The organism is Nocardia colli (assembly GCF_008704205.1).
Lineage (GTDB): Bacteria > Actinomycetota > Actinomycetes > Mycobacteriales > Mycobacteriaceae > Nocardia > Nocardia colli.
Map to the genome: position 1 here is coordinate 91,322 of NZ_VXLC01000015.1, position 25,177 is coordinate 116,498.

General features: G+C 67.4%; 26 protein-coding genes. 11 read left to right on the plus strand and 15 right to left on the minus strand.

Annotated elements, in window-relative coordinates:
• Positions 1-600 (minus strand): HD domain-containing protein, encoded by a 600-nt coding sequence (locus F3087_RS27540; RefSeq protein WP_150404963.1) that lies wholly within the window; start codon positions 598-600, stop codon positions 1-3.
• Between the two features lie 141 nt (positions 601-741).
• On the opposite strand from F3087_RS27540, the gene F3087_RS27545 reads away from it, so the two are divergent.
• On the plus strand, positions 742-1,533 hold the full coding sequence (locus F3087_RS27545; RefSeq protein ID WP_223885385.1) for a ferritin-like domain-containing protein: 792 nt from the start codon (positions 742-744) through the stop codon (positions 1,531-1,533).
• Between the two features lie 93 nt (positions 1,534-1,626).
• Positions 1,627-1,965, plus strand: coding sequence for a hypothetical protein (locus tag F3087_RS27550; RefSeq protein WP_150404964.1), 339 nt, complete (start codon positions 1,627-1,629; stop codon positions 1,963-1,965).
• Positions 1,966-1,987: 22 nt separating this feature from the next.
• On the opposite strand, the gene F3087_RS27555 is transcribed toward F3087_RS27550, so the two are convergent.
• From F3087_RS27555 to abc-f, 3 genes are all read right to left on the minus strand, one after another.
• Complete coding sequence (locus tag F3087_RS27555) at positions 1,988-3,187, minus strand: macrolide family glycosyltransferase (RefSeq protein ID WP_223885386.1); 1,200 nt, start codon at positions 3,185-3,187, stop codon at positions 1,988-1,990.
• A 10-nt stretch (positions 3,188-3,197) separates the two neighbouring features.
• A complete protein-coding gene (locus tag F3087_RS27560) occupies positions 3,198-3,806 on the minus strand; it encodes a CatB-related O-acetyltransferase (RefSeq protein WP_150405319.1) in 609 nt (202 codons plus the stop codon).
• A gap of 82 nt (positions 3,807-3,888) precedes the next feature.
• A complete protein-coding gene (gene abc-f / locus F3087_RS27565; RefSeq protein ID WP_191094166.1) occupies positions 3,889-5,496 on the minus strand; it encodes a ribosomal protection-like ABC-F family protein in 1,608 nt (535 codons plus the stop codon).
• 159 nt (positions 5,497-5,655) lie between these two features.
• Here abc-f and F3087_RS27570 point away from each other — a divergent pair, with 159 nt between their 5' ends.
• Positions 5,656-6,270: a TetR/AcrR family transcriptional regulator gene (locus F3087_RS27570; protein WP_150404966.1), complete on the plus strand. Its 615-nt coding sequence runs from the start codon at positions 5,656-5,658 to the stop codon at positions 6,268-6,270.
• Positions 6,271-6,280: 10 nt separating this feature from the next.
• On the opposite strand, the gene F3087_RS27575 is transcribed toward F3087_RS27570, so the two are convergent.
• Entirely contained in the window at positions 6,281-7,177 is an 897-nt protein-coding gene (locus F3087_RS27575; protein WP_150404967.1) for an NAD(P)H-binding protein, read from the minus strand.
• Between the two features lie 69 nt (positions 7,178-7,246).
• On the opposite strand from F3087_RS27575, the gene F3087_RS27580 reads away from it, so the two are divergent.
• A complete protein-coding gene (locus F3087_RS27580) occupies positions 7,247-8,068 on the plus strand; it encodes a LysR family transcriptional regulator (RefSeq protein WP_150404968.1) in 822 nt (273 codons plus the stop codon).
• Here the strand turns inward: F3087_RS27580 and F3087_RS27585 are convergent.
• Together F3087_RS27585 and F3087_RS27590 are read right to left on the minus strand one after the other, a co-directional pair.
• The gene (locus F3087_RS27585; RefSeq protein ID WP_150404969.1) at positions 8,065-8,826 is read right to left on the minus strand and encodes a MerR family transcriptional regulator; all 762 of its coding nucleotides are present in this window, start codon (positions 8,824-8,826) and stop codon (positions 8,065-8,067) included. The two genes, F3087_RS27580 and F3087_RS27585, sit on opposite strands and share 4 nt — an antisense overlap.
• A gap of 30 nt (positions 8,827-8,856) precedes the next feature.
• Positions 8,857-9,711, minus strand: a complete 855-nt coding sequence (locus F3087_RS27590) for an alpha/beta fold hydrolase (protein ID WP_223885387.1) — start codon at positions 9,709-9,711, stop codon at positions 8,857-8,859.
• A gap of 141 nt (positions 9,712-9,852) precedes the next feature.
• On the opposite strand from F3087_RS27590, the gene F3087_RS27595 reads away from it, so the two are divergent.
• Entirely contained in the window at positions 9,853-10,788 is a 936-nt protein-coding gene (locus F3087_RS27595; RefSeq protein WP_150404970.1) for a helix-turn-helix domain-containing protein, read from the plus strand.
• A gap of 52 nt (positions 10,789-10,840) precedes the next feature.
• On the opposite strand, the gene F3087_RS27600 is transcribed toward F3087_RS27595, so the two are convergent.
• Complete coding sequence (locus F3087_RS27600) at positions 10,841-11,245, minus strand: hypothetical protein (protein ID WP_150404971.1); 405 nt, start codon at positions 11,243-11,245, stop codon at positions 10,841-10,843.
• 201 nt (positions 11,246-11,446) lie between these two features.
• Here F3087_RS27600 and hrpB point away from each other — a divergent pair, with 201 nt between their 5' ends.
• Positions 11,447-13,888 carry an ATP-dependent helicase HrpB gene (gene hrpB, locus F3087_RS27605; protein ID WP_191094167.1) on the plus strand — a complete coding sequence of 814 codons (2,442 nt, stop codon included), beginning with the start codon at positions 11,447-11,449 and terminating at the stop codon, positions 13,886-13,888.
• Positions 13,889-14,248: 360 nt separating this feature from the next.
• Here hrpB and F3087_RS27610 read toward each other — a convergent pair whose 3' ends face one another.
• The 3 genes from F3087_RS27610 to F3087_RS27620 form a co-directional block, all read right to left on the minus strand.
• The gene (locus F3087_RS27610) at positions 14,249-15,232 is read right to left on the minus strand and encodes a substrate-binding domain-containing protein (RefSeq protein WP_150404972.1); all 984 of its coding nucleotides are present in this window, start codon (positions 15,230-15,232) and stop codon (positions 14,249-14,251) included.
• A 65-nt stretch (positions 15,233-15,297) separates the two neighbouring features.
• Positions 15,298-16,446 (minus strand): ABC transporter permease, encoded by a 1,149-nt coding sequence (locus F3087_RS27615; RefSeq protein ID WP_150404973.1) that lies wholly within the window; start codon positions 16,444-16,446, stop codon positions 15,298-15,300.
• Between the two features lie 54 nt (positions 16,447-16,500).
• Positions 16,501-18,081, minus strand: coding sequence for a sugar ABC transporter ATP-binding protein (locus F3087_RS27620; protein ID WP_223885388.1), 1,581 nt, complete (start codon positions 18,079-18,081; stop codon positions 16,501-16,503).
• Positions 18,082-18,321: 240 nt separating this feature from the next.
• Here F3087_RS27620 and F3087_RS27625 point away from each other — a divergent pair, with 240 nt between their 5' ends.
• The gene (locus tag F3087_RS27625) at positions 18,322-19,332 is read left to right on the plus strand and encodes a LacI family DNA-binding transcriptional regulator (RefSeq protein ID WP_150404974.1); all 1,011 of its coding nucleotides are present in this window, start codon (positions 18,322-18,324) and stop codon (positions 19,330-19,332) included.
• 13 nt (positions 19,333-19,345) lie between these two features.
• Here the strand turns inward: F3087_RS27625 and F3087_RS27630 are convergent, their stop codons facing one another.
• On the minus strand, positions 19,346-19,792 hold the full coding sequence (locus F3087_RS27630; protein WP_150404975.1) for a MarR family winged helix-turn-helix transcriptional regulator: 447 nt from the start codon (positions 19,790-19,792) through the stop codon (positions 19,346-19,348).
• Between the two features lie 87 nt (positions 19,793-19,879).
• Between F3087_RS27630 and F3087_RS27635 the strand changes: the two genes are divergently transcribed.
• The 3 genes from F3087_RS27635 (at position 19,880) to F3087_RS27645 (ending at position 21,149) form a co-directional block, all read left to right on the plus strand.
• Positions 19,880-20,269: a nuclear transport factor 2 family protein gene (locus F3087_RS27635; protein ID WP_150404976.1), complete on the plus strand. Its 390-nt coding sequence runs from the start codon at positions 19,880-19,882 to the stop codon at positions 20,267-20,269.
• Positions 20,270-20,435: 166 nt separating this feature from the next.
• A complete protein-coding gene (locus F3087_RS27640; RefSeq protein WP_150404977.1) occupies positions 20,436-20,915 on the plus strand; it encodes a hypothetical protein in 480 nt (159 codons plus the stop codon).
• A 15-nt stretch (positions 20,916-20,930) separates the two neighbouring features.
• Positions 20,931-21,149, plus strand: a complete 219-nt coding sequence (locus F3087_RS27645) for a helix-turn-helix domain-containing protein (protein ID WP_223885429.1) — start codon at positions 20,931-20,933, stop codon at positions 21,147-21,149.
• Between the two features lie 16 nt (positions 21,150-21,165).
• Here the strand turns inward: F3087_RS27645 and F3087_RS47180 are convergent, their stop codons facing one another.
• The 3 genes from F3087_RS47180 to F3087_RS27655 all read right to left on the minus strand — a co-directional run bounded on the left by F3087_RS47180 (position 21,166) and on the right by F3087_RS27655 (position 23,499).
• Complete coding sequence (locus tag F3087_RS47180) at positions 21,166-21,300, minus strand: hypothetical protein (RefSeq protein ID WP_263407240.1); 135 nt, start codon at positions 21,298-21,300, stop codon at positions 21,166-21,168.
• A gap of 110 nt (positions 21,301-21,410) precedes the next feature.
• Positions 21,411-22,208, minus strand: coding sequence for a hypothetical protein (locus tag F3087_RS27650; RefSeq protein WP_150404979.1), 798 nt, complete (start codon positions 22,206-22,208; stop codon positions 21,411-21,413).
• Positions 22,209-22,314: 106 nt separating this feature from the next.
• Complete coding sequence (locus tag F3087_RS27655) at positions 22,315-23,499, minus strand: serine hydrolase domain-containing protein (RefSeq protein ID WP_223885389.1); 1,185 nt, start codon at positions 23,497-23,499, stop codon at positions 22,315-22,317.
• A gap of 249 nt (positions 23,500-23,748) precedes the next feature.
• Between F3087_RS27655 and F3087_RS27660 the strand changes: the two genes are divergently transcribed.
• The gene (locus F3087_RS27660) at positions 23,749-25,176 is read left to right on the plus strand and encodes a lipase family protein (RefSeq protein WP_150404980.1); all 1,428 of its coding nucleotides are present in this window, start codon (positions 23,749-23,751) and stop codon (positions 25,174-25,176) included.
• The last annotated feature ends 1 nt before the right edge of the window (position 25,177 follow it).

Here is a 25,177-nt window from a genome sequence, read left to right on the forward strand (position 1 = left end):
CTAATCGCGGTCGAGCGGGTTCGCGGCGACTCGGGTGGCCATTCCGCTGCGCAGGGCGGCCGCGGGCGAGGTGTGCGGTTTGCGCTCGGCCTGGGCTCGGAAGCAGGCGAGGAATTCCGCGGGCAGGCCGAGGCGGGGGTGGCGTTCCAGGACGCTGCTGCGGAACTCCGAAGGCACCGCTTCGGCGCCGCGGCCCGAGATGTCCACTGACGTAGCGTATTCCAGCAGATGGCTTTCGGGGTCGAGAGTGACGTCGACGCCGTCGCCCATGTGCTCGACGATCACCTTGGCGACGTGCGCGCGCCGCTGCGCCGGCCACCCGGCGGCGGCGCCGAAAACCCAGGCCAGATGGCCGCCGGAAACCTCGAACGCGAGACCGGCATTGTCGAACTCTTCGACCAGGCCCAGATCGTGCAGCAGTGCCGCGACGTAGAGCAGTTCCGCGTCGAATTCGATGTCGTCGAGCTTCGCGCGCCCTGCGGCCCACAGGTACGAGCGGACCGAATGGTTGAACAGGGCGGGCGTGCAATAGGCCGCCGCTACCTCGGTCGCGGCCCGGCAGGCCGCGGAATCCGGAATAGTCACATCGTCGAGGTTCACGAGGTCATTGTGCCAGCGACGCGCCCGGATTCTCTGCACAGGATCTCCACATTCGACGCCAGGAACCCGCACAACCGTTGTCTAGGTTTGCCTGCACGGGAAGCTCGCCGTCGCGGCGGGCCGACGAATATGGAGGTCGGTATGCAGGGTGTGGACGAATTCTCCCGGTGGGTGGCCGAATTCGAGGCGAAACAGGTCGCGCGGGCCGCGACGGGGGATCCGGATTGGGCGCGGGGCGCGAATCTCGATGCGGCCGTGGCGCGTAGCGTGCAACGGTTTCAGGTCGGCGAGAGCGGGGATGGCGCGAATCTGATCGCCAAGGCCGAGGCGGCCGGCGATGCGCGGTACACCGCCGCGGTGCGATTGTTCATCGCGGAGGAAATCAATCACGCGCGGATGCTGGAGTTGTTGCTGAATGCCTGTAGGTGGAAAAGCATTCGCGCGCACTGGAGTGACGTGGTGTTCGTCCGGCTGCGGCGCGCGCTGGGTTTGCGGTTGGAATTGATGGTGCTGATGGTCGCCGAGGTGGTCGCGCTGCGTTATTACCGGGCGTTGCGCGACGGCACCGATGACGCGTTGACCACGCAGGTCGCCGGGTTGATCCTGAATGACGAATTGCGGCATGTGCCCTTTCATTGTCACCGGTTGCGGGTCGCGTTCGCCGGGTCCTCCCGCGCGGCCCGATTGATACCGGTGTTGCTGTGGTGGGTCGTGCTGATCGGCGCGACGGTGGTGGTCGCCGCCGATCACGGGCCCGCGCTGCGGCGATTGGGCGTCAGCCGAACCGGATTCGTGCTCGATGTGATCGCGTTGTTCAAAGTAATTGTGCCGACCGCCGTTTCGGGCAATTCGGTCACGGTGACCGGTGGTGGGCCGGTTCCGCTGCGGGCCGCGCTCGGGTTGGCGAAACCCGTAACCGGGTCGCGGTCCTGATCTGCGGGTCAAGCGCTTGCTTTACTGAGTGAGATACCCCGGCGCGCACCGGTTTTGGTTCGTCGGCCGGTCTCATCTGGCAGGGTGTCAGGTGTGACCGAGTTCAGCGACAGGGGCAAGCTGATGTACCTGGTCGAAATCTCCGAAGACGACCGAGGGAGCGCACTGTGGTGGCAGGTGACCAATACCGGTGGCGCCGCGCAGGTGGCGGCGGCATTGGTCGAGATGGCGGTCCGTCTGGAACTCGAGCTGCCCTACCATCCGAGTGAGGTCCGCTGCTGGTATCGCTACGAAGTGAGCTGGCCCGACGGGACGATATTGGAAGGGTTCGAGGGTGCGGTCGAACCTTTGCTCATCCCCGATGACCTCCGTGCGCTGGCGCGGTCGGTAATCGCGGTAACGGTTCGTGATCGGCGGCGGCGAACCGAATAAGTCACCCCCGCTTTGCATACCATCATCGGATGAATTTGTGGCCTTGCCTCAATGCATCTTTCTCGATGAGGTCCGCGGCGCGGCGGGTGCCGCCTTCGGCTTGCGTGTCGCTGCGCAGCTGAGCGGAGCGGCGGGCTACCGCCGGGTCGGTGGTGAGGGTGGCCAGGGCCGCTCGGAGGTTCTCGGCGGTGGCTTCGGCGGTGTCGATGCGCCGGGCCACGCCGAGTTCGACGAGTTTGTCGGCGTTCATGAATTGTTCGGCGCCCTGGGGTACGGCGATCATCGGGACGCCGGCCAGTAATCCTTCGCCGCAGCCGCCCATTCCGGCGTGAGTGACGAAGGCGTCTGCCTGGTTCAGGATTGCTCGTTGCGGGACCCAGGAGTGCACTTCGATATTGGGTGGAATGTCGCCGAGTTCTGTTGGGTCGGTGTACTTTCCGATCTGGAGGATGACGTGCCAGCCGGGGAGGTCGCCGAAGGCCTGGATGCACTGGCGGTAGAACTCCGGTTGGCGGGTGTAGGCCGAGCCGAGGGAGATCAGTAGGACCTTGTGCGCGCCCGCTGGACGGTCCCAGGGTTCGTCGGCGTTGTGTGGATTTAAGCAGGGGCCGACGAATGTCACTGTGTCGGTATCGGTTTCGTCGGCGTGCGGTTGCATCGCGCGGGGGATCAGTGCCAGCGCTTGGTCGGGCATGCCGGAGAAGGCGTCCACATCGGTGGTCGTCGCCTGGCAGTCGGCGAGCCACTGCGTGAACTTCGCTCGGTAGGCATCGGCACCCGGCAGCTGCCGAACGTGTGCTGCCACATCCTGTTCATAGCTCTTCCACGCCACGAACGAAGGCGACAGCTGCATGAGCGGGCGACGCTGCGCTTCGGCGAGCGCCCGACCGGCGTAGGCGCCGATGTCGTACAGGTAGAGGTCCGCGGGGTCGCTGTCATAGGCGTCGCGCAACTGCGGGAAGGACTGGATTGCGTTGTCGAGGAACAGCTCCATGGTCGAGATCGGATCCTCGGGCCAGCTATTGTCGGCGACCGGCAGCGTGGAGGTGCACGGGATCAGTTCGGCGCCGGCGCCGGTGATCAGGTCGCCGACGACCGGGTCGTTGGCGTAGGTGACGCGATGACCGCGGGCCACCAGTTCACGGATGATCTCCAGGCTCGGCAGGACATGACTGACTATGGGGATGCCGGCCATCGCGATATGGGCTGGGGGAGTGCGCATATGGGGTCCCTCATTTCAGTTCTGCGGCAGCGGATTCGAGGTCGGCGATGGTGCCCGCCATGATGTCGCGCACGTGGGCGGTGATGTGCTCGACGGGCCAGTCCCACCAGGCCACCGCCAGCAGCCGGGCAATGTCGGTGTCGGCGTAGCGAGTTCGGATGAGGCGGGCCGGATTGCCGCCGACGATGGCGTAATCGGGTACGGCGCCGGTGACCACGGAGCCGGTGCTGATGATCGCGCCGTGGCCGATCCGCGCGCCGGGCATCACCGTCACCCCGTTGCCGAACCAGACGTCGTTGCCGACCACGGTGTCGCCGCGGTTCGGCAGGCCGGTGAGCAGGTCGAAGTGGTCGGTCCAGGAGCCGCCCATGGTGGGGAACGGGAACGTCGACGGGCCGTCCATCCGGTGATTGGCCCCGTTCATGATGAACCGGGTTCCGGTGCCGAGGGCGCAGAACTTCCCGATGATCAGCTTCTCCGGCCCGTAGTGGTACAGCACGTTCCGGGTTTCGAACGCGGTCGCGTCGTCCGGGTCGTCGTAGTAGGAGAACTCGCCGACTTCGATCAGGGGCGAGGTGAGCAGCGGCTTCAACAGCACCACGCGCGGCTGGCCGGCCATCGGGTGCAGCACGGTGGGGTCTGCGGGAAGGTCGTGGGGCACGGCGAATCTCCTTCGGTGCGTGGATGATCGGGCTCGAGCGTCAGGCGGGGACTGATGCCCGGAGGTCGAGATGAGCGCCGCGCCAACGGGAACGCAGCCGGCGATCGTGGCTGACGATCACGAGGGCGCCGGGGTAATCGGCCAGGGCCGTTTCGAGATCCTCGACCAGAGCGGGCGACAGGTGGTTGGTCGGCTCGTCGAGCAGCAGCACATCGACGGGCTCGATGACCAACCGCGCCAGAGCAAGTCGCTGCCGTTGCCCGGTGGACAGGTCGGCCACGCGCGTCGTCAGCTGGGCACGATCGAACAGGCCGAGCGACATCAGGCGTTCGGCATGCCGATCGGTGTCGCCCGTGCGACCGCGGGCGAAGGCGGCCAGCAACGTGTCCCCGGGTTCGGCGGTCAGCGGCTCCTGCGCGAGGTAACCGACCTTTCCGCCACGGGTAACGGTTCCGCTGTCCGGCGCAAGCCGACCTGCCAGCACGCGCAGCAGAGTCGTCTTACCCGCACCATTCGGCCCGGTGATCAGCAGCCGCTCACCCGCGGCGACGGTGAGACTGGTCCGCTCGAGCCGGCCCGAGACCGCGATGCCGGTGGCGTCGAGCATGGTGCCGTGCGCCCGGCCGGCCCGCAGGCTCGGCGCGAAACGCAGCGGTTCCGGCGGTACCGGCACCGGGTTCGCGAGCAGCCGGCGCAACCGTTCCTCGGCATTGCGGACCCGGCTGGCCAGCGACTGCTGCACCCGCCCGCCGGCCCGGTCGTAGGCCATCTTGTTGTTGTCCTTCATCGCCCGGCCCGGAGCGACCTGGCGGGCGGTCGTGGCGGCGGTCTCGCGGAGTTGGCCGATGTCGTTCTGCCACTGCGCGTATGCCTGTACCCACCGCTGCCGCGCGGCCGCCTTCTCGGTCAGGAATCCCGCATAACCGTTGCCGTAGCGGATGATTCGCCGCCGGTCCGGGTCGACCTCGAGCAGGCTGGTCGCGACCCGCTCAAGGAAGGCCCGGTCGTGGGAGACCGTCACCGTCGTGCCGCGGCGGGTGCGCAGGTGGTCTTCCAGCCAGGTCAGGGCGTTGTCGTCGAGATGATTGGTCGGCTCGTCGAGCAGCAATACCTCGGACCCGGCGGCCAGCATGGAGGCCAGCCGCAGCCGGACCTGCTCGCCGCCGGACAATCCGTCGACCGTGCGTTCGCGATCGACCAGACCCAACCCCAGTCCGTGCAGCGCACGTTCCACCCGGGCGTCGGCGTCGTATCCGCCACGAAGCTCGAAAACTGTGGTCAGCTCGCCATATTCGGCCAGCCCGGACTCGTCACCGGCCGCCATCGCGACCTCGATGCGCCGCATCCGCTGTTCGATCGAACGCAATTCGCTCAGCGCCCGATCGATGACCTGCTGCACCGTCATCCGCGGCGGCAACTGCTCGTCTTGCGCGAGATAACCGACACCACCGTCGGCCTGCACGACGATCTCGCCGTCGTCGGGCACCTCCCGCCCGGCGAACATCCGCAGCAGGGTGGTCTTGCCGGACCCGTTCTCACCGATGATCCCGGTGCGCTCGCCCGCGGCGAGCGAACAGGTCACCTCATCGAGAACGAGCCGGCCGTTGAAGGACTTGCTGACCGCGAGCGCGGTGATCTGGGTTGGCATATGCACACTCCGAAGCATTCGAGGACGACGCGGTGGTCTGGGACCGCAGGGCCGGGTGAACACTTCGAATGAGCATCGGCATTACCTCACTTAGTGCGACAACTGTTGCATTAAGATAGCGCTACCGTCCCACCCCGTCAAGCAATCGGATGCCCGACCATGAATTCCGCACCTTCCCCCGACCATCTCCGGCCGCGGCCGGGCGGTCGCACCGCCCGCATCCGCGATCAGGTCCTCGACGCCGTTCGCGCGGAGTTGACCGAAAACGGCTATGACGCGCTCACCGTGGACACGGTCGCCGCGCGCGCCGGGGTGCACCGCACCACGGTGTATCGCCGCTGGCGCGATGTCGGCGGCCTGATCACCGACGTTTTCGCCGCGGCCAGCGACCTGGAGTGGCACCCCCGCGACACCGGCACGCTGCGCGGCGACCTGGCCGCGCTCAATCAGGAGATCCAGGACTCCTTGACCGAGGAATCATCGATTGCGGTTGCGCTGATTGCGGTTTCGTTCCGCTCGGCGGCGGCGGCCGGTGCGCTGCGGGGTCTGTGGGAAGACCGATACGCGCAATCGGAGGTCATCATCGAGCGCGCGATCGAACGCGGGGAGCTCCCGCCGCGCATCGACGCACGCGCTTTGCTGGTCGCCGCGACCGCCCCGCTCTACCACCAACTGGTGCTGCTGCGGACCCCGCCGGACCCGCAGCTCGCCGAGCGCGCGGCCGCCACCGCCACGCTCGCGGCGCAGGCAGGGGCCTTCGACGGCCCCTCCTGACCGGCAGCGTTCACCCCTGGACGGCCGGCTTCAGCACCTCCTCGCACCACTCGCGGAAGGTCGTCGGGCTCGCGGTCTCGGGGGTGCGCTGGACGCCGGCGTCGAGCCCGTCGTCCTTGGCGCGCATCATGTCGACGTAGCCCGCCACGAATGCCTCGCTGCTGCCGTATCCGGTCATCGTGGCGCGGAAGTCGTCGGCCGATTGCCGCTCGTAGCGCACCGGACGCCCGAGCACCTCGGACATGATGCGGGCCAGATCGTTGGACGAGAGATCCTCCGGGCCGAGCACCGGGACCTCGTCGAACCCGGTCCACGAGCGGTCCAGCAAGAGACCGGCGGCGGCCGCGGCGATGTCCCGGGTGGCGGCCGTCGGAGCCTTGTGGTCGGCGTCGACGATATCGGTGAACACGCCGTTGTCGCGGATCGAAACCACCTGCCGCAGCAGGTTATCCATGAAGGACGGGTTCGCGAGTGCCCGGTAGGCCACGCCGGTGCCCGCGATGAGGTCGTCCGCGGCCAGCGACGCGGTCACCAGCCCGGCGCGAGCGGCCCCGGGCGTGCCGCGGCCGAGTGCCGAGACCCCGACGACGTGTCCGATTCCGTTGGCGGTGAACGCTTTCGCGGCAGGCCGGGTGAAATCGGAGAACGCGACGTCCAGGCTCGGTGCCTGCGGGTTCGGCGGAAGCAGCCAGAAGACGGCGTCCGCGCCGGCGAACGCCCGGTCGACCACCTCGGCGTCGCCGTGCGAGCCGGTCACGACGTCGACGCGGGCCCGGACCGGGGCGGAGAGCTTCGCCGGGTCACGCACGATGACGCGCAGTTCCTCAGTGCGAGAGGAGTTTTCGTCGAGCAGGAGGTTCAGTAGGTGGCTGCCGATATTGCTGGTCGGTGCGGTGATGACGATCATGCTTCGAGTTTCGGGCCGATCGTCCGGTGCCGTCCAATACCCTTGCCGAAAAATTGATACCCTAAAGGTATGGATCTCGATCTGCGCAAACTCCGCTACTTCGTGGTGGTGGCCGAACAGCGGCACTTCGGCCGGGCGGCCGAACAGCTCTACATCGCCCAGCCCGTGCTCAGCCGGCAGATCCGGGCGTTCGAGCAGGAGCTGGCCTGCACGTTGCTCGTGCGGAGCACCCGCAGCGTGGAGCTGACCGCCGCCGGGCAGCAGCTCTACGAGGAGGCGCAGGGGATTCTCGCGACGGTCGACGCGGCGGTGCGGCGGGTGCACGACGTGGAGCGGGATGTCCGGCGGATCGTCGTCGCGTTCTCCGCGGGATTGCATGTGTCCGAAGCGATTCGGGCATTCGCGGAGCGTCATCCGGACGTCGAGACCGACCTGGTCCCGGTGCATTGGTGGGATCCGGCCGCGCCGCTGCGCGACGGCCGGGCCCAGATCGGTTACCTGCGAAGGCCGTTCGACGGCTCGGGGTTGCGCACCATCGCGATCGGGCAGGAGTCCCGGGTCGCGTGCATGCCCGCGACGCATCCGCTGGCGTCCCGTGCCGAGCTCACCCTCGCGGACCTCGACGGTGAGCGGATGCTCGACGTACCGACCAGGCGAACGGTCTCGCTGGAAGAGAAGTTCGAGCTCATCGCCTCGGGGCGGGGAATCGCCCTCCTGCCGCTGAGCGTCGCGGTGTCCTATGCCCGCCCCGATCTCGTCCATGTCACCGTCTCCGACGCCGAACGAATCGAGACGTGCCTGGCCGTTGCCGCGGACCGGCACGAGAAGGTGCTGCGCGACTTCCTGGAGGTCGCCGCCGCGACACTGCGGAAAGGCTACGCGGCCGTTTAGATTCGTTCGAGCTTGGTCCAGCCGGTCCAGCCGCGTTGTTCGAGCAGCTCGATCAGTCGGCGGATAGCGGGTGCGGTGTCGAATGCCAAGGTGTCGAGCAACTCGGCCAAGGATGGCTCGATAGCGCCGCCGACGTAGTCCTCGCCCTGTTCGTCCGCAAGTTGCGTGAGGTAGACGGCGATCTTGTCGACCAGCTCGATCAGCAGGCGGTCGTTGTCGGTCTGATCCAGGGCTCGGCTCAGGGTGCGATAGAAGTCGATGAGCGGCGGGTGGGTGATCTGCTCGCGTTTGCGGGCGATCAGCTCCGGGACCCGTTCGGGTGCGCGGGCGGCGAGCGGGATCCAGCCGTCGCGTTCGACCTGGACGATGCGTTCGTCGACGCCGAGCGTGCGCAGGTGCTCGAGAAACTCGACCACCGCCGGGGGTAACGCGAGGCTGTCGCCGGCGGCGAGGCGGGCGATTTGCTCGCGGTGGCGCCGGCGCTGCTGGATCTCCGCCCGCAATCGCTGGTCGATCTCCGCGACCGCGGCGGCGAGTTCCGCCGGGTCGGCGTCGAGCAGCTCGTGCACGCGCGCCAGCGGGACCCCGGCCTCGGCGAGCGTCCGGATCTTGATCAGCTCGACCACTGCGGCGGCGTTGTACCTCCGGTAGCCGAGGTGGTCCCGATCAGGCTCGGGCAGTAGACCTTTGGCGTGATAGTGGCGTATCGCGCGCACCGTCACCCCGGCATAGGACGCCAGCTCGCCGATGGTCAACATGGGACCAGTCTCCCCGCAACCGCAGGCTGTTCAATCGGTCCGGGCATGTGCGCTTCGGATGATCTGAGCGATTTCCGGGGCGTGCGTGACGACCAGGGCGTGCGTGGCATCGAGGCAGGTGGTGGAGATGTCCGGCCGTTCGCGCCGGAGTCGCTCGAAACCGGCCCGCCAGAGGCGATTGTGGCGCGGAGCCCGGCCTTCGGTGCTGTCGCCCGCCATTGACGTCGCCTGGATCAGGTGGATCGGGCAGTCGATCGTGCGGTAGCGGTCCAGGATTCCGGGGCCGACCACGTCGATGTCGAGGTCGATGCCGGATCGGAGCACGTCCAGTTCGAGGTTGAGGTCGAGGATTTCTCGCGCGGTGAGCAGTACTTGGCTCGGGGTGCCGCGCTTGGTTGTTTGTTCTGTGTACTCCCACAGTGCGCGGAATTCGGGCAAGTCCGCCGCGGTGATGAACGGTGCGGGTATCGGGTTCGCGCCATCGATGAGCACGAGTGCGCCGACGGTGCCGGGATGTTCGGCGGTGTAGTGCACGATCAAGTCCGCGCTGTAGGAATGGCCGGCGAGCACCGGTGCGGACAGTTCGAGTTCCGCCAGCACGGCGGCGAAATCGTCGAGGAACTCGGCGAACGAGTAGCGGTCGCCCGCCGACGAAAGGCCGTGCCCGCGCAGGTCGAACGTCACCACGTCGAAGTCGCGCCGCAACAGCTCGATGAGTTCGTGCAGCTCGGCCTGCGTCGAGGTCAGGCCGGGGGACAGCACCAACGCCGGTCCTTCGCCGCCACGCGACACCGGGATTTCGACGCCCGCCCGGCGGACGGTGAATTGGTCGGTATCCATGTTCATGCCGCCCATGTTGGACGATTGACCCAGCGTCAGGGTCAACCCCACAAGTCTGTATTGCCACGGCCCAGTTCGATTGATCTCACGCAATTGAGCGATACCATCGAAATGGACGGGGTGTGGTTCGCGGCGGTAACGTCCGCGTCTCCCGCCGGTCGACTTCCAAGTTCGGAGAAGCAGCTCATGGTCGCAGAAGCGCGTCGGATCAGCGTCGACTCGAGTGTCGCGGAACGCGGCCCGACGGCGCTGCGCATCGCGGTCGGCGGCCAACTGCGCAGGCTGCGCGAGGCTTGCGGCATCACGCCGCAAGCCGCCGGCGAACACATTCGCGGCTCGCACGCCAAGATCAGCCGGCTCGAGCTCGGCCGGACCGGGTACAAACAACGCGACATCGTCGATCTGCTGAACCTGTACGGGGTCGCCGATGACGAGCAGCGGGCGATGTTCCTGGACCTGGCGCGCAAGGCCAACGAGCCCGGCTGGTGGCATCGATACAACGACCTGCTGCCGTCCTGGTTCGAGACCTACCTCGGCTTGGAAGGCGCCGCGCGCACCATCAGAACCTTTGAGGGCCAACTGGTTCCGGGTCTGCTGCAAACCGAGGACTATGCCGCCGCCGTAGTCGCCGTCGGCTACGAGAACTCGGAGGTGGCGCGCCACTTCGAGCAACGCAATCAGCACCAGAGCATGGACCTGCAGGCCGCCCGCCGCGTCGAACTGCGTACCGAGCGGCAGCGGATCCTGAACGTGCGCGGCGGCCCCACCTTGTGGGCGGTCCTCGACGAGGCGGTGCTGCACCGCCCCGTCGGCGGCCCGAAGGTGCTGCGCGCGCAACTGGAACATCTCGTGGAAATGTCGAACAAGCCGCAGGTCACCATCCAGGTCCTGTCCTATCGCTCCGGCGGCAATGCCGCCGCAGGCAGCTCGTTCACCATGCTCCGCTTCGCCGAAGTAGAACTGCCCGACATCGTCTACCTCGAACAACTCACCACCGCCCTCTACCTCGACCGCCGCGAAGACCTCCATCTCTACCGAGAAGTAATGGACCGCCTGGCCGTCCAAGCCGAAACTCCCGCCGCCTCCCGCGCCCTGATGATGGAAGTCGCCGAGCGCTTGTAATCCCGCACCTCACCGCCTGCGCGGCTCGATGGACTGGCTTCCCAGCGGGAGGTCAGTCCCACGCGTAGAAATAGATTCGGCGGGCGCTGGTGCCGACCAGGTTGCCTGCGGGGTCGCGGAGTTCGGCGACGCCTGTGTTCTGGGCGTCGCGAGTGGCGAAGAAGGGTGCCTTGTCGGGGCGGACGGTGATCGGGTGCTGGCGCCATTGGGTTTCGCCGTCGCAGGTCACCGGGGAGTTGGTGGTGGTGCCGGTGGCCGTGGGGTGGCCGGGTTTGACCGCGGTGAGGCGGACGGTCAGGGTCCAGCGCTGTTGTCCCTTGGGGCACTGCACGTCGATGTAGGCGGTGGCTTTGCCGCCGGAGACATAGCTGTCGTCGTGTAGCCAGACCGGGTCGGCCGGCGCGGCCGGTACCGCCCAGAGCAGGCCGGCGACGAGTAGAGCGGTCAGCGAGGTCATCGGATCAGCCCTTCGGAAGCGCGGCATCGGGCGACGAACGGTGTCTGTCAATTGTCAGTCACAGCAACTGATTTCACGATGCAGACGTGTTTCTGATCCAACTGGGGAGCGCTGTTCGAAGTTGCTTCGGATCGCCGCGGGCGACGAACCATGTCACCGCCGATGTGGTCGTTCGGACCAGAGGTTGCAGACTGTTCGGTAATGAAACTGCCTGAACTTCCCGATCTGCCGGTCCGTGGCGCGCTCGATCGAATCGTCGCGACCCTGGCCGAGCACGAGACTGCCGTGCTGGTCGCGCCGCCGGGGACGGGCAAGACGACCTTGGTGCCGCTGGCGTTGGCGGCGGGGACCACGGGCCGGGTGCTGGTGGCCGAGCCGCGCCGGTTGGCGGCCCGCGCCGCGGCCGGGCGGATGGCCGCGTTGCTGGGGGAGTCGGTGGGGGAGACGGTCGGGTATTCGGTTCGCGGGGATCGGCGAGTGGGGAAATCGACCCGGGTCGAGGTCGTGACGTCAGGGTTGCTGGTGCGACGGTTGCAGGGCGATCCCGAGTTGGCGGGGGTGGATGTGGTGGTGCTCGACGAGTGCCATGAACGGCATCTCGACGCGGATCTGTTGCTGGCGTTGCTCCTTGACGCCCGAGCCGGATTGCGGCCCGACCTCGGAGTGCTCGCCACGTCGGCAACCGTTGCGGCGGAACGCCTTTCGGTGCTGCTGGGCGGAGATGGGGCCGCACCGGTGGTGGAGGTCCAGGGGCGGGCGTATCCGGTGGAAATGACGTACGTTCCATCATTGCCACGAGAACGGATCGAAGCGCACGTGGCACGCGCCACCCGGGCAGCGCTCGCCGAGACCGAAGGGGACGTGCTCGTCTTCCTGCCCGGCGCGGCCGAAATTCGCCGGACGACAACGCTTCTGGCTGACATGCACGGAGTCGACGTCGTTCCGTTGCACGGGCGACTCTCTGCCACAGGGCAAGACGCCGCGTTGCGGCCGGGATCGCAACGGCGTGTGGTGTTGTCCACGGCAGTGGCGGAGTCCAGCCTGACGGTGCCCGGAGTCCGAGCGGTAGTCGATTCGGGCCTGGCCCGAGTCCCCCGCATCGATCGGGGACGAGGACTGTCCGGCCTTGCGACAGTTCGTGTTTCGGCGGCGGTGGCGGCACAACGCGCCGGCCGCGCCGGACGTGAGGCCGCCGGCCGGGTCTGGCGCTGCTGGCCGGAATACGAGCACAGCACACTGCCCGCGTATCCGGAGCCGGAGATCCGGACGGCGGATCTGACCCGGCTGGCCTTGGAACTGGCCTGCTGGGGTACCGCGGACGGCCACGGCCTCGCCTGGTGGGACCCGCCACCACCCGGCGGTTTGGCCGCCGGCCGGGATGTGCTGCGCGCGTTGGGCGCGGTGGACGCTGACGGTGCGGTGACCGACCGCGGCCGAGCCATCGCCCGGATCGGCCTGCATCCCCGCCTGGCGCGAGCGCTGCTGGACGGGGCACCCGAGGTCGGCGCACGGGCGGCGGCAGAGGTGGTCACCGTCCTCGACGACGACACCCTGATCACCGGAGTCGATCTCACGGCCGGGTTGCGCGTGCTGCGACGTGAGCGACCGGCACGCTGGCGGAAAGAGGTCGAGCGACTGGCCCGGCTGGCCGATCCCGCGGAGGGCGTCGATGACCCGGCTTTCGTTGTCGCACTGGCCCATCCGGAGCGACTGGCCCGGCGGCGCGGACCGGGATCCACGAGTTATCTGATGGTCGGCGGAACCGCCGTCACGCTACCGCACGGCTCCGGGCTAGGCGACGCGGAGTGGCTGGCAGTCGGCGTGGCAACCCGCGACCCGGGCCGCTCCGACGGTTGGATCCGGTCTGCGGCGGTCGCCGACGAACAACTGGCCCGCCGCGCCGCATCGAACCTGCTGACGACCGCCGACGAGGTCGCTTGGACCGACGGCGACGTCGTCGCCCGACGCGTCGAGCGGCTGGGCGCAATCGTGCTGTCGGAGAAACCCATTCGTAACCCGAATCGCGAATTGCTCAGCGCCGCGATCCAGGACGGGCTGATCTCGACCGGTCTCACCCTCCTACGCTGGAATCCCGACGCGATCGCCTTACGTCAACGCCTCGAATTCCTGCACCGCACCCTCGGCGAACCTTGGCCCGCAGTCGATGACGACGCACTGCTCGCCGCGGCCGACACCTGGCTCGGCCCCGAACTCGCCACCGCCCGCAAACGCGCCGACCTCGAACGCATCGACGCCGGACAGTCTTTGCGCCGCCTGCTGCCCTGGCCGGACGCCACCCGTCTGGACGAACTCGCCCCGGAACGCCTCCAGGTCCCCTCCGGCAGCCGCCCCCGCCTCGACTACTCGACCGACCCGCCGGTACTCGCGGTCACAGTGCAGGAGGTCTTCGGCTGGACCGACGCCCCGCGCCTGGCCGACGGCCGCGTCCCCATTGTGCTGCATCTACTCTCGCCCGCCCAACGCCCCGTCGCGGTGACCGCGGACCTGGCCTCATTCTGGCGGAACGGCTGGCTGCAAGTCCGCGCGGACCTGCGCGGCCGCTACCCCAAACACGCCTGGCCGGAAGATCCGACCACGGTCCCCGCGCACCGCGGGACCGCCCGGAACGCGAGTCGTGGTTAACGATTCGGCACGAGCGGTCGAGGGGTGTGGCACGGCGAATTCGTGGGCGGTGGTTTGACGATCGGCACTGTGCAGACTTGATATTGCGGATCTGACCCCGAGTCATCTAATCCGAATAGGATCACCCCACCGATGACCACCATCGACGCGGCCACCATGCCGACAAACGGTCGCCAGAACTGGTTGCCGAGCAATCGGCACAACAGCACCAACCGCCACAATCGCCCGATCCACCACAGCTGCCATAGTCGCCAGGGTTGCCGTCGTCGCAGTTCATACATGGCACAGTCCCGTCGTCGCATAAGTTCAATCGCGCTGGCGGCCAGCGTGTTACGCGGCGATCGGGATCGTGCCGAGGAGTTACTTGCCCAGCTTGTCGGACATGTCGTACTGCTGATAGATCTGCGCGGCATTGGCCGGCGTCACCTGCAACGTGTCCAGAACCTGCTTCTTTTCCACCGGCTGCTGATGCAGCAACTTCTCCAGTGTGGCGACCGCCTGCTCGGCGCCGGTCGGATAAACGAACGTCGTCAGCAATTGACCGTTCTGGACGGCACGAATCCCACCGGTCGGAATGGCCAGCCCGTCGATGCCGATGATCTGAATCGAACCGGCCTTGCCCGCACCCTGAATGGCGAGCTGAGCGCCGAGCGCCATATCGTCGTTGTGCGCGTAGACCAGATCGATCTTGTCACCCTTGGACAGCCATTGCTGAGTCACCGTGGTGGCGTTGGCCTTCAACCATTTCGCCTCCTGGTCCTCGATGATGGTGATGTTGTGGCCGGCGATCGCGTCCCGGAAACCCTTGTCGCGGTCGATCTGTGGATGGTCGGACAGGATGCCGCGCAGTTCGACGACATTGCCGCCGTTGGGCAGCGCCTGCACCGCGGCCTCCCCGGCGAGCTTGCCGATGAGGTAGTTGTCGCCGCCGATGAACGAGTCGTAACAGTCGGTATTGACGTTGCGGTCCAAGATGATCACCGGAATCTTGGCGTCGCACGCCTGCTGCACGGCGGCGGTGAGCGGAGCCGGTTCGTTGGGCGAGACGATGAGTGCGTTGACCTTCTGCTGGATGAAGGTCTGCACCTGGCTCACCTGAGTCGCGCTGTCCTGGTGCGCGTCGGTGATCGGGAGCAGTTTGAAGTCGGGATGCTGCTTGGCGAAGTACTGCAATTGCAGGTTGAGCTGCGCCCGGTAGGGCTCGGCGTTGTTGGATTGCGAATAGCCGATGACGAATTGGCCGCCGTCCGACGGGCTCGGCGGGTTGGACGCGCAGGCCGCGGCGGCCACGGCCGTCGTGCACAGCGCGACCGCGGTGAGAACTGAGCGGCGAAGGGATCGCATTTTCACTCCTGGAAACAGGTGGTGGGCAACGACTTCGGCCTCGCGGCCGGGGTCGCGAAACGGCATCAGGTGCCGCTGCTTTCGTGCGGGCGACGATCGCCCGGCCCGCGGGGGAGCCGGCGGGCCAGCGGTCCGGTGAGACCGCGGAAGAATCCCGGCCGTTGCAGCACAACGGCTACCACGACGATCAGCCCCTTGATGATCAGCTGGGCGTTGTCGCTGACCGCGTTCAGGCCGAGCACGTTGTCGAGCAGGGTGAGGATGAGCGCGCCCACGAAAGTGCCGGTGATAGCGCCCTTTCCGCCGGCCAGGCTGGCGCCGCCGATCACCGCGGCGGCGATGGCGTCCAGCTCGTACCCGGTGCCCGCCAAGGGATCTCCGGACGCCCGGTAGGCGGCGTCGATCGGTCCGGCGAATCCGGCCAGCATGCCGGACAGGGTGAACACCGCGATGATCACCAGCGTCACGTTGACGCCGGAAAGCCTTGCCGCGGTGGGGTTACCGCCGACCGCGTAGATGTGCCGGCCGAACGTGGTCTTGGACAGGACCAGCTGGGTCACGACGCACACGGCGACGAAAGCGAGTACCGGATAGGAGATTCCGGCGGTGCCGAACAGCGGCAGCCAGGTGCCTTTGAACAGCGTGTGGCCGGGCGTGCCGAGCAGCGCGAACTCGGACGCGGTGGGCGTGAGACGCCCGTTCTCGTCGTAGACCGCCGTGCCGACGGCGACATTGCCCGACACCTGTCTGTCTATGCCGCGGACCACCGACAGCATGGCCAGCGTCATGACGAACGACTGAATCCGCAGCACCGTGGTGCCGAGTCCGTTGCACAGCCCGAAGAACGCGCCCACCAGCGCACATGCCGGGACGATCAGCCACGGGTCGAGACTGTGCTGGACCAGCAGCATCGCGGCGGTCATCGAGCCGATGCCGAGGATCGAGCCCACGGACAGGTCGATGCCCGCGGTGATGATCACCAGGGTCACGCCGACCGCGAGAATGCCGCGGGAGGAGAACGCTGTGATCGCGTTGGTGATGTTGGTCTGGTTCCAGAAGTACTGCCCCTTGGTGCTGATGCCGATCAGAATCACCAGCAACAGACCGATATATCCCTGTGCGGCACCCAGATAGGGCGTCAGCCGGGTAACGCGTAACCACATCGCCGACGCCACGGAACGCTGATCATCGGCCGGAGTCTTGCTGTCCGTCATTCGAGGTCCTGGTGAGTCGCACTGCGTCGGCTTGGAGTTCGTTTCGGTTCGGCCTCAACCGGTTTCGCGGCGCACCCCGGTCGCGGGCGCCCTGGCCATCGCCGCCGCGAGTATCGCCTCCTGGTCGAAGGGCGCGCCACGGGCCGGATCTCGATGGAACTCGCCGGTCAGGCGGCCCTCGCAGAGCACGAGGATGCGATCGCACATGCCGATCAGTTCGAGCAGTTCGGACGACACCGCGAGGATCGCCGCACCCTGCCGGGCCAATTCGTCCATCAGCGCATGGACTTCGGCCTTCGCGCCGACATCGATGCCGCGGGTCGGCTCGTCCATCAGCAGCACCGACGGATGGGTGAGCAGGCACTTGGCCAGCACGACCTTCTGCTGATTGCCCCCGGACAGCGTGTCCACGACGGTGGCCAGCGACGCGGTCTTCACCTTCAGCTCAACGACTTTCGCCGTGACCGCCGCGCGCTCGCGTTTCGCGTCGACCGTCCGCCACGGACGCAGGTAGCGATTCAGCGACGCCAGCGATGCGTTGAAGCGCACGGTGTTGGCCAGCATCAGGCTCTGCGCCTTGCGGTCCTCGGCTACGAGCGCGATGCCGTTATCGATGGCGTGCTGTGGACTGCGCGGCCGGTAGCGCCGGCCCGCGAGGGTGATCGTCGCGCTGACGCCGGTGGCCGCTCCGTAGAGGGCCTCGAGGACTTCGCTGCGGCCGGCCCCCATCAATCCGGCCAGGCCGACGATCTCGCCCTCGGCCACCTCGAAGGACAAGTCGTGCAACGGAACTGCGTCGCTGTCGACGGCCGGTGTGGTCGTCAGATGTTCGACGGTCAGGCGCACCTGCCCGCCCGCGTGCTGCTCGGCGCCGCGCGGGAACAGCTCACCGAGCGGTCGCCCCACCATCAGCTGGATGAGTTCGGTTCGCTGCGTGCCTTTCATCGGCCGCTGTGCCACGTACGCGCCGTCGCGCAGCACGGTGACGCTGTCGGCGATCTCCTCCAGTTCCTCGATCCGGTGCGAGATGTAGATGATGCCGACGCCGTGCCCGGTCAGGTTCCGGATGACGGCGAAGAGCCGCTCCACCTCCGCCTCGGTGAGCGCTGAGGTCGGCTCGTCCATCACCAGGATCTTCAGGTCGTGGTTGAGCGCCTTGGCGACCTCGATGAGCTGTTGCTCGGCGAGCCGGCACTGCCGAACCAGCCTGCGCGGCTTCAGGTCCAGGCCGACCCGGGCCAGCAGGTCGCCGGTGCGCGCGTCCATGTCCGCGCGGGCCAGCGTTCCCCAGGCGGTGCGGCGTTCCTGGCCGAGGAAGATGTTGTCGGCGATGGACAGTTCCGGCACCAGGTTCAACTCCTGGTGGATCATCGCGACGCCGTGCCGGGCCGCGTCCTTGGGGGAGCGCAGATGCACAGGGCTGCCATCGATGTCGATGCTGCCCGCGTCGGGGGCGAACACACCGGCCAGCACGTTCATCAAAGTCGACTTGCCCGCGCCGTTTTCGCCGAGCAGCGCCAGCACTTCGCCCTTGCGCAGGGTGAGCTCTACTCCGCGTAGCGCTTTCACCCCGGGGAATTCCTTGACGATGCCGCTCATGGCGAGCAACGGCGCGTGGCCATCGGTACCGGTCACGGGGCTGGCTCCCCCCTCGTCACCGGGTGGCTGCCGCGAGCGACTGGTCCACGTGGTGTGACGTCGGTCTCAGAAATCGATTTCTGTCACCCTAAATTTCGAGTCATCGAACCGTCAAGCCCGTTGAGCGCGCAATCTTCTCGGCTACAGTTGCCACCAGCAATTCTCGACCGCGAGGTGGGAAATCGTTTTCCCGCGCTCGTGGCGTCGGGTACTGGATCGAAGGGTGGTAGCCCGCAGATGGCGACGGTGACGATCCGCGACGTCGCGGCACTGGCCGGGGTGTCACCGGCCACCGTCTCGCGGGTGCTCAACGCCGATCCGCGGGTGGCGCCGGAACTGCGCGAGCGGGTGCGGGATGCGATCGAGAAGCTCAGCTATCGGCCGAACAGTCAGGCCAGGTCGTTGCGCACCCGGGCGACCAGGGTGCTCGGTTTGATCATCGCCGACATCCAGAATCCGTTCTTCACCGCGCTGGCCCGTGGCGTGGAAGATGCTGCGAGCGAACGCGATTACTCGGTGGTGCTGGCCAATTCCGATGAGAGTCTGGCCAAGGAGCAGCGGTACCTGGAGGTCGCCGCGGCCGAGCGGATGGCCGGGGTGGTGCTGGCGCCTGCCTCCGCCGCGAACAGCCGGATCGGCACGCTCACCGACCGGGGTATTCCGGTGGTCGCGATCGATCGGCGGCTGCGCTCGGCCGACGTGGACAGCGTGACCGTCAACAATCAGAAGGCGGCCAAGGAGGCGGTCGAGCATCTGATCTCGGCCGGCTGCAAGCGGATCGCGATGATCACCGGACCGTCCGACGCGTCGACGGCAACCGGGCGGCTGAGCGGGTATCGAGCCGCGTTGCGCCAGGCCGGAATCGAACTCGACCCGGATCTCGAGCTGCGCGGTGACTATCGGATCGAAGGTGGACGGGCCGCGGCGCGAGCGATTCTCGCGTTGCCCGACCGGCCCGACGGGTTGTTCGTCGGCAACAACTTGATGATGGCCGGCGCGTTGCATGCGCTCGCCGATACCGGCGTCACCTTCCCGGGCGACATCCTGCTGGCCGGGTTCGACGAGATGAGCTGGGCGGGGTTCGCGCCGCCGATCACCCTGGTGGAGCAGCCCAGCTACGAAATCGGCAGGCAGGCAACCGAATTGCTGCTGCGGCGGATCGCGGGAGAAGAGTTCGCGGTGCAGCGGGTTGTGCTGCCTGCTCGATTGCGCGTCCGGGAAAGTACCAGCCGGATCGTAATCGCCTGAGCGGCAGGCGGGTTCAGCCGAACGGTTCCTCGCGGACGAAACGGGTGAGCGCTGCGGCGAACGCTCGCGCCTCGTCCTCGGGCCAGCCGGCCAGGTGCTGATCGAATCGGCGGGCGAGCCGTTCGCGCATCACGTCGACTGCCCGCTGCCCCTTCTCGGTCAGGGTGAGCAGGGTCGCGCGCGCGTCGTCCGGGTCGGGGGAGCGCCGCACCAGTTCGGCCCGCTCGAGCCGGGAGGCGTGCCGGCTGGTCACCGATCGGTCCAGGCCGATTTCCGCGGCCAGCGCGGCCGCGCTGCGTGGGCCGAAGCGGCCGAGCGCGCTGAGCACCGGGTAGGTCGCCGGGTCCACCTCCGGGCCGAGCCCCTCGGTGAGTTCGGCGTAGATCCCCTCCCGAGTCCGCCGCCGCAGCAACTCGGCGATCGCCTCGGCGACGTGGGCGCCGACTCCCTGTTCTGTCATGGGTCAAAGAATAGCGTGCATCGAGCACGCATCTGTTGTACAGTCATATGCGTGCACGATGCACGCATATGATCGAAGGAGCTAGACATGACCACCGACATCGCCGCGGCCCTCAACGACCTGCTGTTCGACCGGCAGGTCGATGTCGACACCGCCATCACCCGGCACTTCGCCGACGACTATCGGCAGCGCACCGACGGCGTGTGGAGCGACCGCACGGAATTCGCCGACCACATCACCCACCTGCGCGGTGTGCTCACCGGCGGTCACGTCGAGGTGCACGACGAACTCGTCGACGGCGACCGCTACGCCGACCGGCACACCGTCCACGCCACCAAAATCGACGGCAGCGCAGCGGCTTTCGAGGTCCTGGTGTTCGCCGAATTCGCCGCCGACGGCCGCTTCCGGCAGATCATCGAAACCACCACCATGCTGTCGGGGCAAGACGAGGACAAGGGCCTCGGCAGCGCCCGCTGACCGCCGTGATCGGCCGCGCATCCCCAAACCTGGCGCGGCCGGCAGCGCTCGTCGAAGGAGTACGCTGAAAGTGCGCACGGGGGTGGTTCGACGTGAGGTCCCTAATGTGAGTGCGGCACATAGGAATTCGTTCAAGGGGGATGACGCTTTGTCATGTTTCGGCGAGATGACTATTCGGCCCGGCGTGCTGGCCTATCGGGGCGGACTGTCCGCCGCGAAGATGCACGCGCACCATTCGGTTCAAGTGCTGATCGCCCGATGCGGTGAGTTCGTCGTGGCCGATGCGGCGGGAACGCAGGTCACGTGCCGGGCGACGGTGATTCCGGCCGACGTCGCCCACGCGGTGGTGCAGGGGGTGGCCGAGGGCGAGATGGTCCAGCTGGCCGCCGAATCCGACGATGCCGCCGCGGTGAGCCGGACCGTCGCGCGGCCGTACTCCGCCGAAGCGTGGGCGGCCGCGGGGGACGCGCTGGCGAACCGACTCGGTGACGGCGAGTGGTGGGCCGACGGGTTGCCGTACGTGCGGTCGGCGGTGCGGCCGATGCGCCATCCCGCGCTGGCCTCGGCGCTGCGGCTGTTGCCCGACCGGATCGAGGAAGGTCAGGTTCGATTACGGGATGTGGCCGGCACGGTCGGACTGTCCTAAAGCAGGCTGGCGCACCTGTTCGCCGAGGAGATCGGGCTCGCGTTCCGGCCGTATGTGCGCTGGTTGCGGATGTGCCGGGCGATCGATCAGATCGCGCTCGGGCACAGCATGACCGATGCCGCGCACACCGCCGGGTTTTTCGACGGCGCGCATTTCACTCGGGTGTGCAACAAGACCTTCGGCATGTCCCCGGCGGTACTGACCAGCGACATGCAGTTCAGCGTCGATTCGTAGCCACGCCGGCGGCGGGTCAGTACGGGAACGCGGCGGTGAGCGCGCAGAAGAGGCCGAAGGCGCCGATCGTCACCATCAGCAGTGCGGTCAGCAGCGCGCCGGGGATGTTGTCGATGAGGGCAGGTTGGGTGGCGGTGCGCGACTGTGCCATTTCGAAGCCTCCGGGTAGCTGGGTGCTGGGGTCTGCACCGCGATTCCCGGTTGTGCGGGCGTCAAACAACGTCGGCGGAGATTTGTTCTCCGGACGAGCGTGACCAGCGACTACCGGTCGGACGGCGGCTGCAGGCTGATGCGGTCGGCGAGCGAGTCGACGGCATCCGCGTCGGCGTAGGCCTCGGTGGTCAGTTCGAGGAAGGCGGCCCAGCGGTCGATCCGCGGCGTCCAGCGGGCGATGAAGGCGTCGGCGTGTTCGGCCTCGCCCGGGGAGCCTTCGCGTCGCGCGCGGGCCGCGGCCTCGGTGGCGGCTTGCACGGTGTTCTGGGCGAGCGCGAGTTGCTCCCGGCAGTGGTCCGGGTCGGGAACCTCCGCGCGCACGGTCTCGGCCTCGACGCGCAGATTGAGCACGAGGGTGCCGAGGCGGGGATCGGCCGGTGACGTCAGCGGAGCCGAGGTGCCCGCGGCGATGGCCTTGTCGCGTCGTTCACGCCGCCGCTGTTCGTGTTTCTCGGCCAGCGCGAGCTGCTCGCGGTAGGTGTCGAAGTCCTCGACCGTGACCTCTGGGTAGGTCAAAGCCGCTGTGGCAGCAAGCTTTTCGAAGCCCTCGCCGTCGCGCACGACCAGGATCAGTTGCTCCAGGGAAGGGACGGGATCCGGCTCCTCGTCGAGGCGCGCGTCCAGCACGGAGTTCCGGTAGTCGACCAGGATGTCCGCCGCGACCCGGTCGAGCACCGCCGTGCCGACCTCGATGTGGTTGACGCAGGTGCGACCGGTGCACGGGTCGGGAAATCCGAGCTCACCGAGGCCGGCATCGACCACCGATTCCCCGTCCGTCCCCCGGCCCACGATCTCCCAGGTGTAGGTGCCGACGTCCTCTGCCTGCGCGCGATGGTGCTCGGACATGGCCCGAACGGTACCGGACTCGCCCCGCCGAGGTTCAATTCTCGGTCGGCCGCAACCCGACCGATCGCACCGTTGCCCTGCCACATCGACAGGGCAACAACCGTGTTCAGTTCGTGGCGCAGAGAACGGTTTCGACGAGTTGGTTGATGTTGTGAGTGGGCTCTGGGGTAGTGGGGACCTGGTTGACGATCACGGTGACGGAGCGGCCGTCGGTGGTGACGCCGCCGCGGGTTTCGAAGCCGTCGATGTCGCCGCCGTGGCCCCAGCTGTCCTTGCCGCAGGGGAGCCGGCTCTGCATGAGGCCGAGGCCGTAGCCGACCGGCGGACCGGTAACCGGAAGGGGGACGGTGGTTTTCATCTCGGCCAATTGGGCGGGTGGCAGCAGCTTTCCGTCGAGGAGTGCGGTGAAGAACTGATTGAGGTCGGCGCCGGTGGAGACCATCGCACCGGCCGCGCCGGCCGAGGTGACGTTCTGGTCGGTGTAGTCGATCAGCGTGCCGTCGAGGTCGGCGTAGCCGCGGGGGTGCGGCCCGCGGATCGTGGTTTCATCCGGGTCCGGATAGTAGGTGTCGCGCAGGCCGAGTGGCTCGATGATGCGGTGGGTGATCTCCGCGCCGAGCGGGTTTCCGGTGATCTTCTCGATCACCAGGCCGGCGAGGGCGTAGTTGGTGTTGGAGTATGCCCACTGGGTGCCGGGTTCGAAATCCGCGGGGGCGGTGAGCGCGTTGCGTACGACCTCGGCGATATCCGTTCTCCCCCAACGGACTTGGTCGGTGTTGGTCGATATCTGTCCCGGTTTCGGTGTCGCGCCGAACTCGGCCGCGTACTCGGGGATTCCGCTGTTGTGCTGCAACATGTTTCGGATCGTGATCCGATTCCCGTCGATGCCGGGGCCGTGCACCACGCCGGGCAGATACCGTTCCACCGGCCCGTCCAGCTCGACCTTGCCCTCGGCGACCAACTGGAGCAGGACGGTCGACACGAATGTCTTTGTGTTACTAGCGATCCGGACTCGAGCGTCGTCCGGGAACGGCGTGCCCTGTGCGCGGTCGCCGAATCCCGCGTTCGCGGCCCAGGCCTGACCATGCTCGGTGACCACGATCTGGGCGCCCGGCAGGTGATCCACCGAGACCAGATTGTTCAGCGCCTCAATGATTTTCGCCCGCCCGGCGGCGGCGACGGGCTCGACTCGATCCGTTCCCGTGGAACTGCATGACGTCGCCATCGCGGCGACTACTGCTCCGGTGGCCACCACGGCGGCCAGCGATCGATCCCATACCCGGATGCGCAAGACGATTCCCTTCTGTTGCGGACGCAATCACGGTATGGGGATACGGGTGGTTCCTCGATCCGGCAGGCCCCTCTCTTTCCGGTAGTGCTGGCACCCCCGATGGGACTGTGACCAGGGTCGTTATCGATCAGGACTATGAAACGCGCCACTTCTGAGTTACTGTGACACCGTGTATTGGTAACGCATATTTTCAGATAGCTGGATGGTTGTGGCGGGCGCGAGGGAGCGCCCGAAGGTGGAAGGGATCTCATGAAGCGTGCGACTACCCCGGGCGGTGCGGCAAGGACCTGGCGTCGAGCCACGGTCCTCGTCGGCGTCGCAACGATCCTCCTGGTCAGCGCCGCGACGGGCGCCGGCCCGGCGTCCGCGGCGCCCGCGAACGACGTCCCGATCCAGCCGTTGCCGGTGCTGGTCCTGCCGCCCGAGCTCGACCCGTTCTACAAGGCGCCCGCGGACGTGATCGCCTCGACCGAACCGGGCGGGATCATCAAAGCTCGCCAGATCACGCCGGCCCTGCTGTCGGTGGCGCCGTTCAATATCGATGCGTGGCAGGTGCTGTTCCGGACGAACGACAGTCACGGCAATGCGGTCGCCACGGTGACCACGTTGATCAAGCCGCGTGGTCCCGCGCCCGAGGGCGGGCTCAAACTGCTGTCGTATCAGGTCGCCGAGGACTCCACCGCCCAGTACTGCGCGATGTCGTATGTGGCGCAACAGGGTTCGATCCCCGCCGACTACGTCAACTCGGCCGAGACGTCGCTCGGCATCGCGTTGGGCGTCTCGCAGGGATGGGCGGTGGCGATCACCGACTATCAAGGACCGAACTCCGCGTGGGGCGCGGCGGTCCTGGGCGGCCAGGCGACCCTGGACGGCATCCGTGCGGCCGAGAACTTCGCGCCGTTGCAACTGACCGCCGGCGCGGCGACACCCGTCGGATTGATGGGCTACTCCGGCGGCACCATCCCGACCGGCTGGGTCGCCGAGAATCACGACACCTACGCCCCCGAGATCAATATCGTCGGCGTGACCATGGGCGGCATCGCCACCGCGGACTTGAAGGGCGTGCTGCGGTTCAACAACTTCAACTACGGCGCCGGGCTGATCGGCCCCGCGATGCACGGTTTCGCCACCGAATACCCCGAGGTCCAGAACGTGCTGGACAGTCGGTACGACTGGTTCGGGCGGTTCATGATGACGTTCAAGAGCTTCCTCTGCCACCCGCAGGGTTCGGTGCTGTTCCCGTATTGGAACTACCTGGGTTCGTTCACCGGATCCGGTGACCCACTTGACCTTCCGCAAGTCAGCGCCGCCATCAACGCCCAGGAACTCGGCAAGCGCACGCCGCACATTCCGATGTATCTGTATCACGCGCAGAGCGACGAGCTGATCCCCAACGCGGGCGTGGATCGGGTGGTGAACCAGTACTGCCAAGACCCCGGCGCGCGCATCACCTACACGCGAGAGTTCTTGGCGGAGCACATCTCCGGCATCATCGGCTGGTTGCCCAAGGGGTATCGATTCATCATCGACCGGATGAACGGCGTTCCCGCGCAGGCAGGTTGCCAGATCGACAGCCCGTACAACACACTCACCGACGGTGACTTCGTCGACCTGATCGGCAAGGAATGGCCCCAGATCGCCGCGCTGGTCACCGGATTCCCGGTCGGCGCGCACTGAT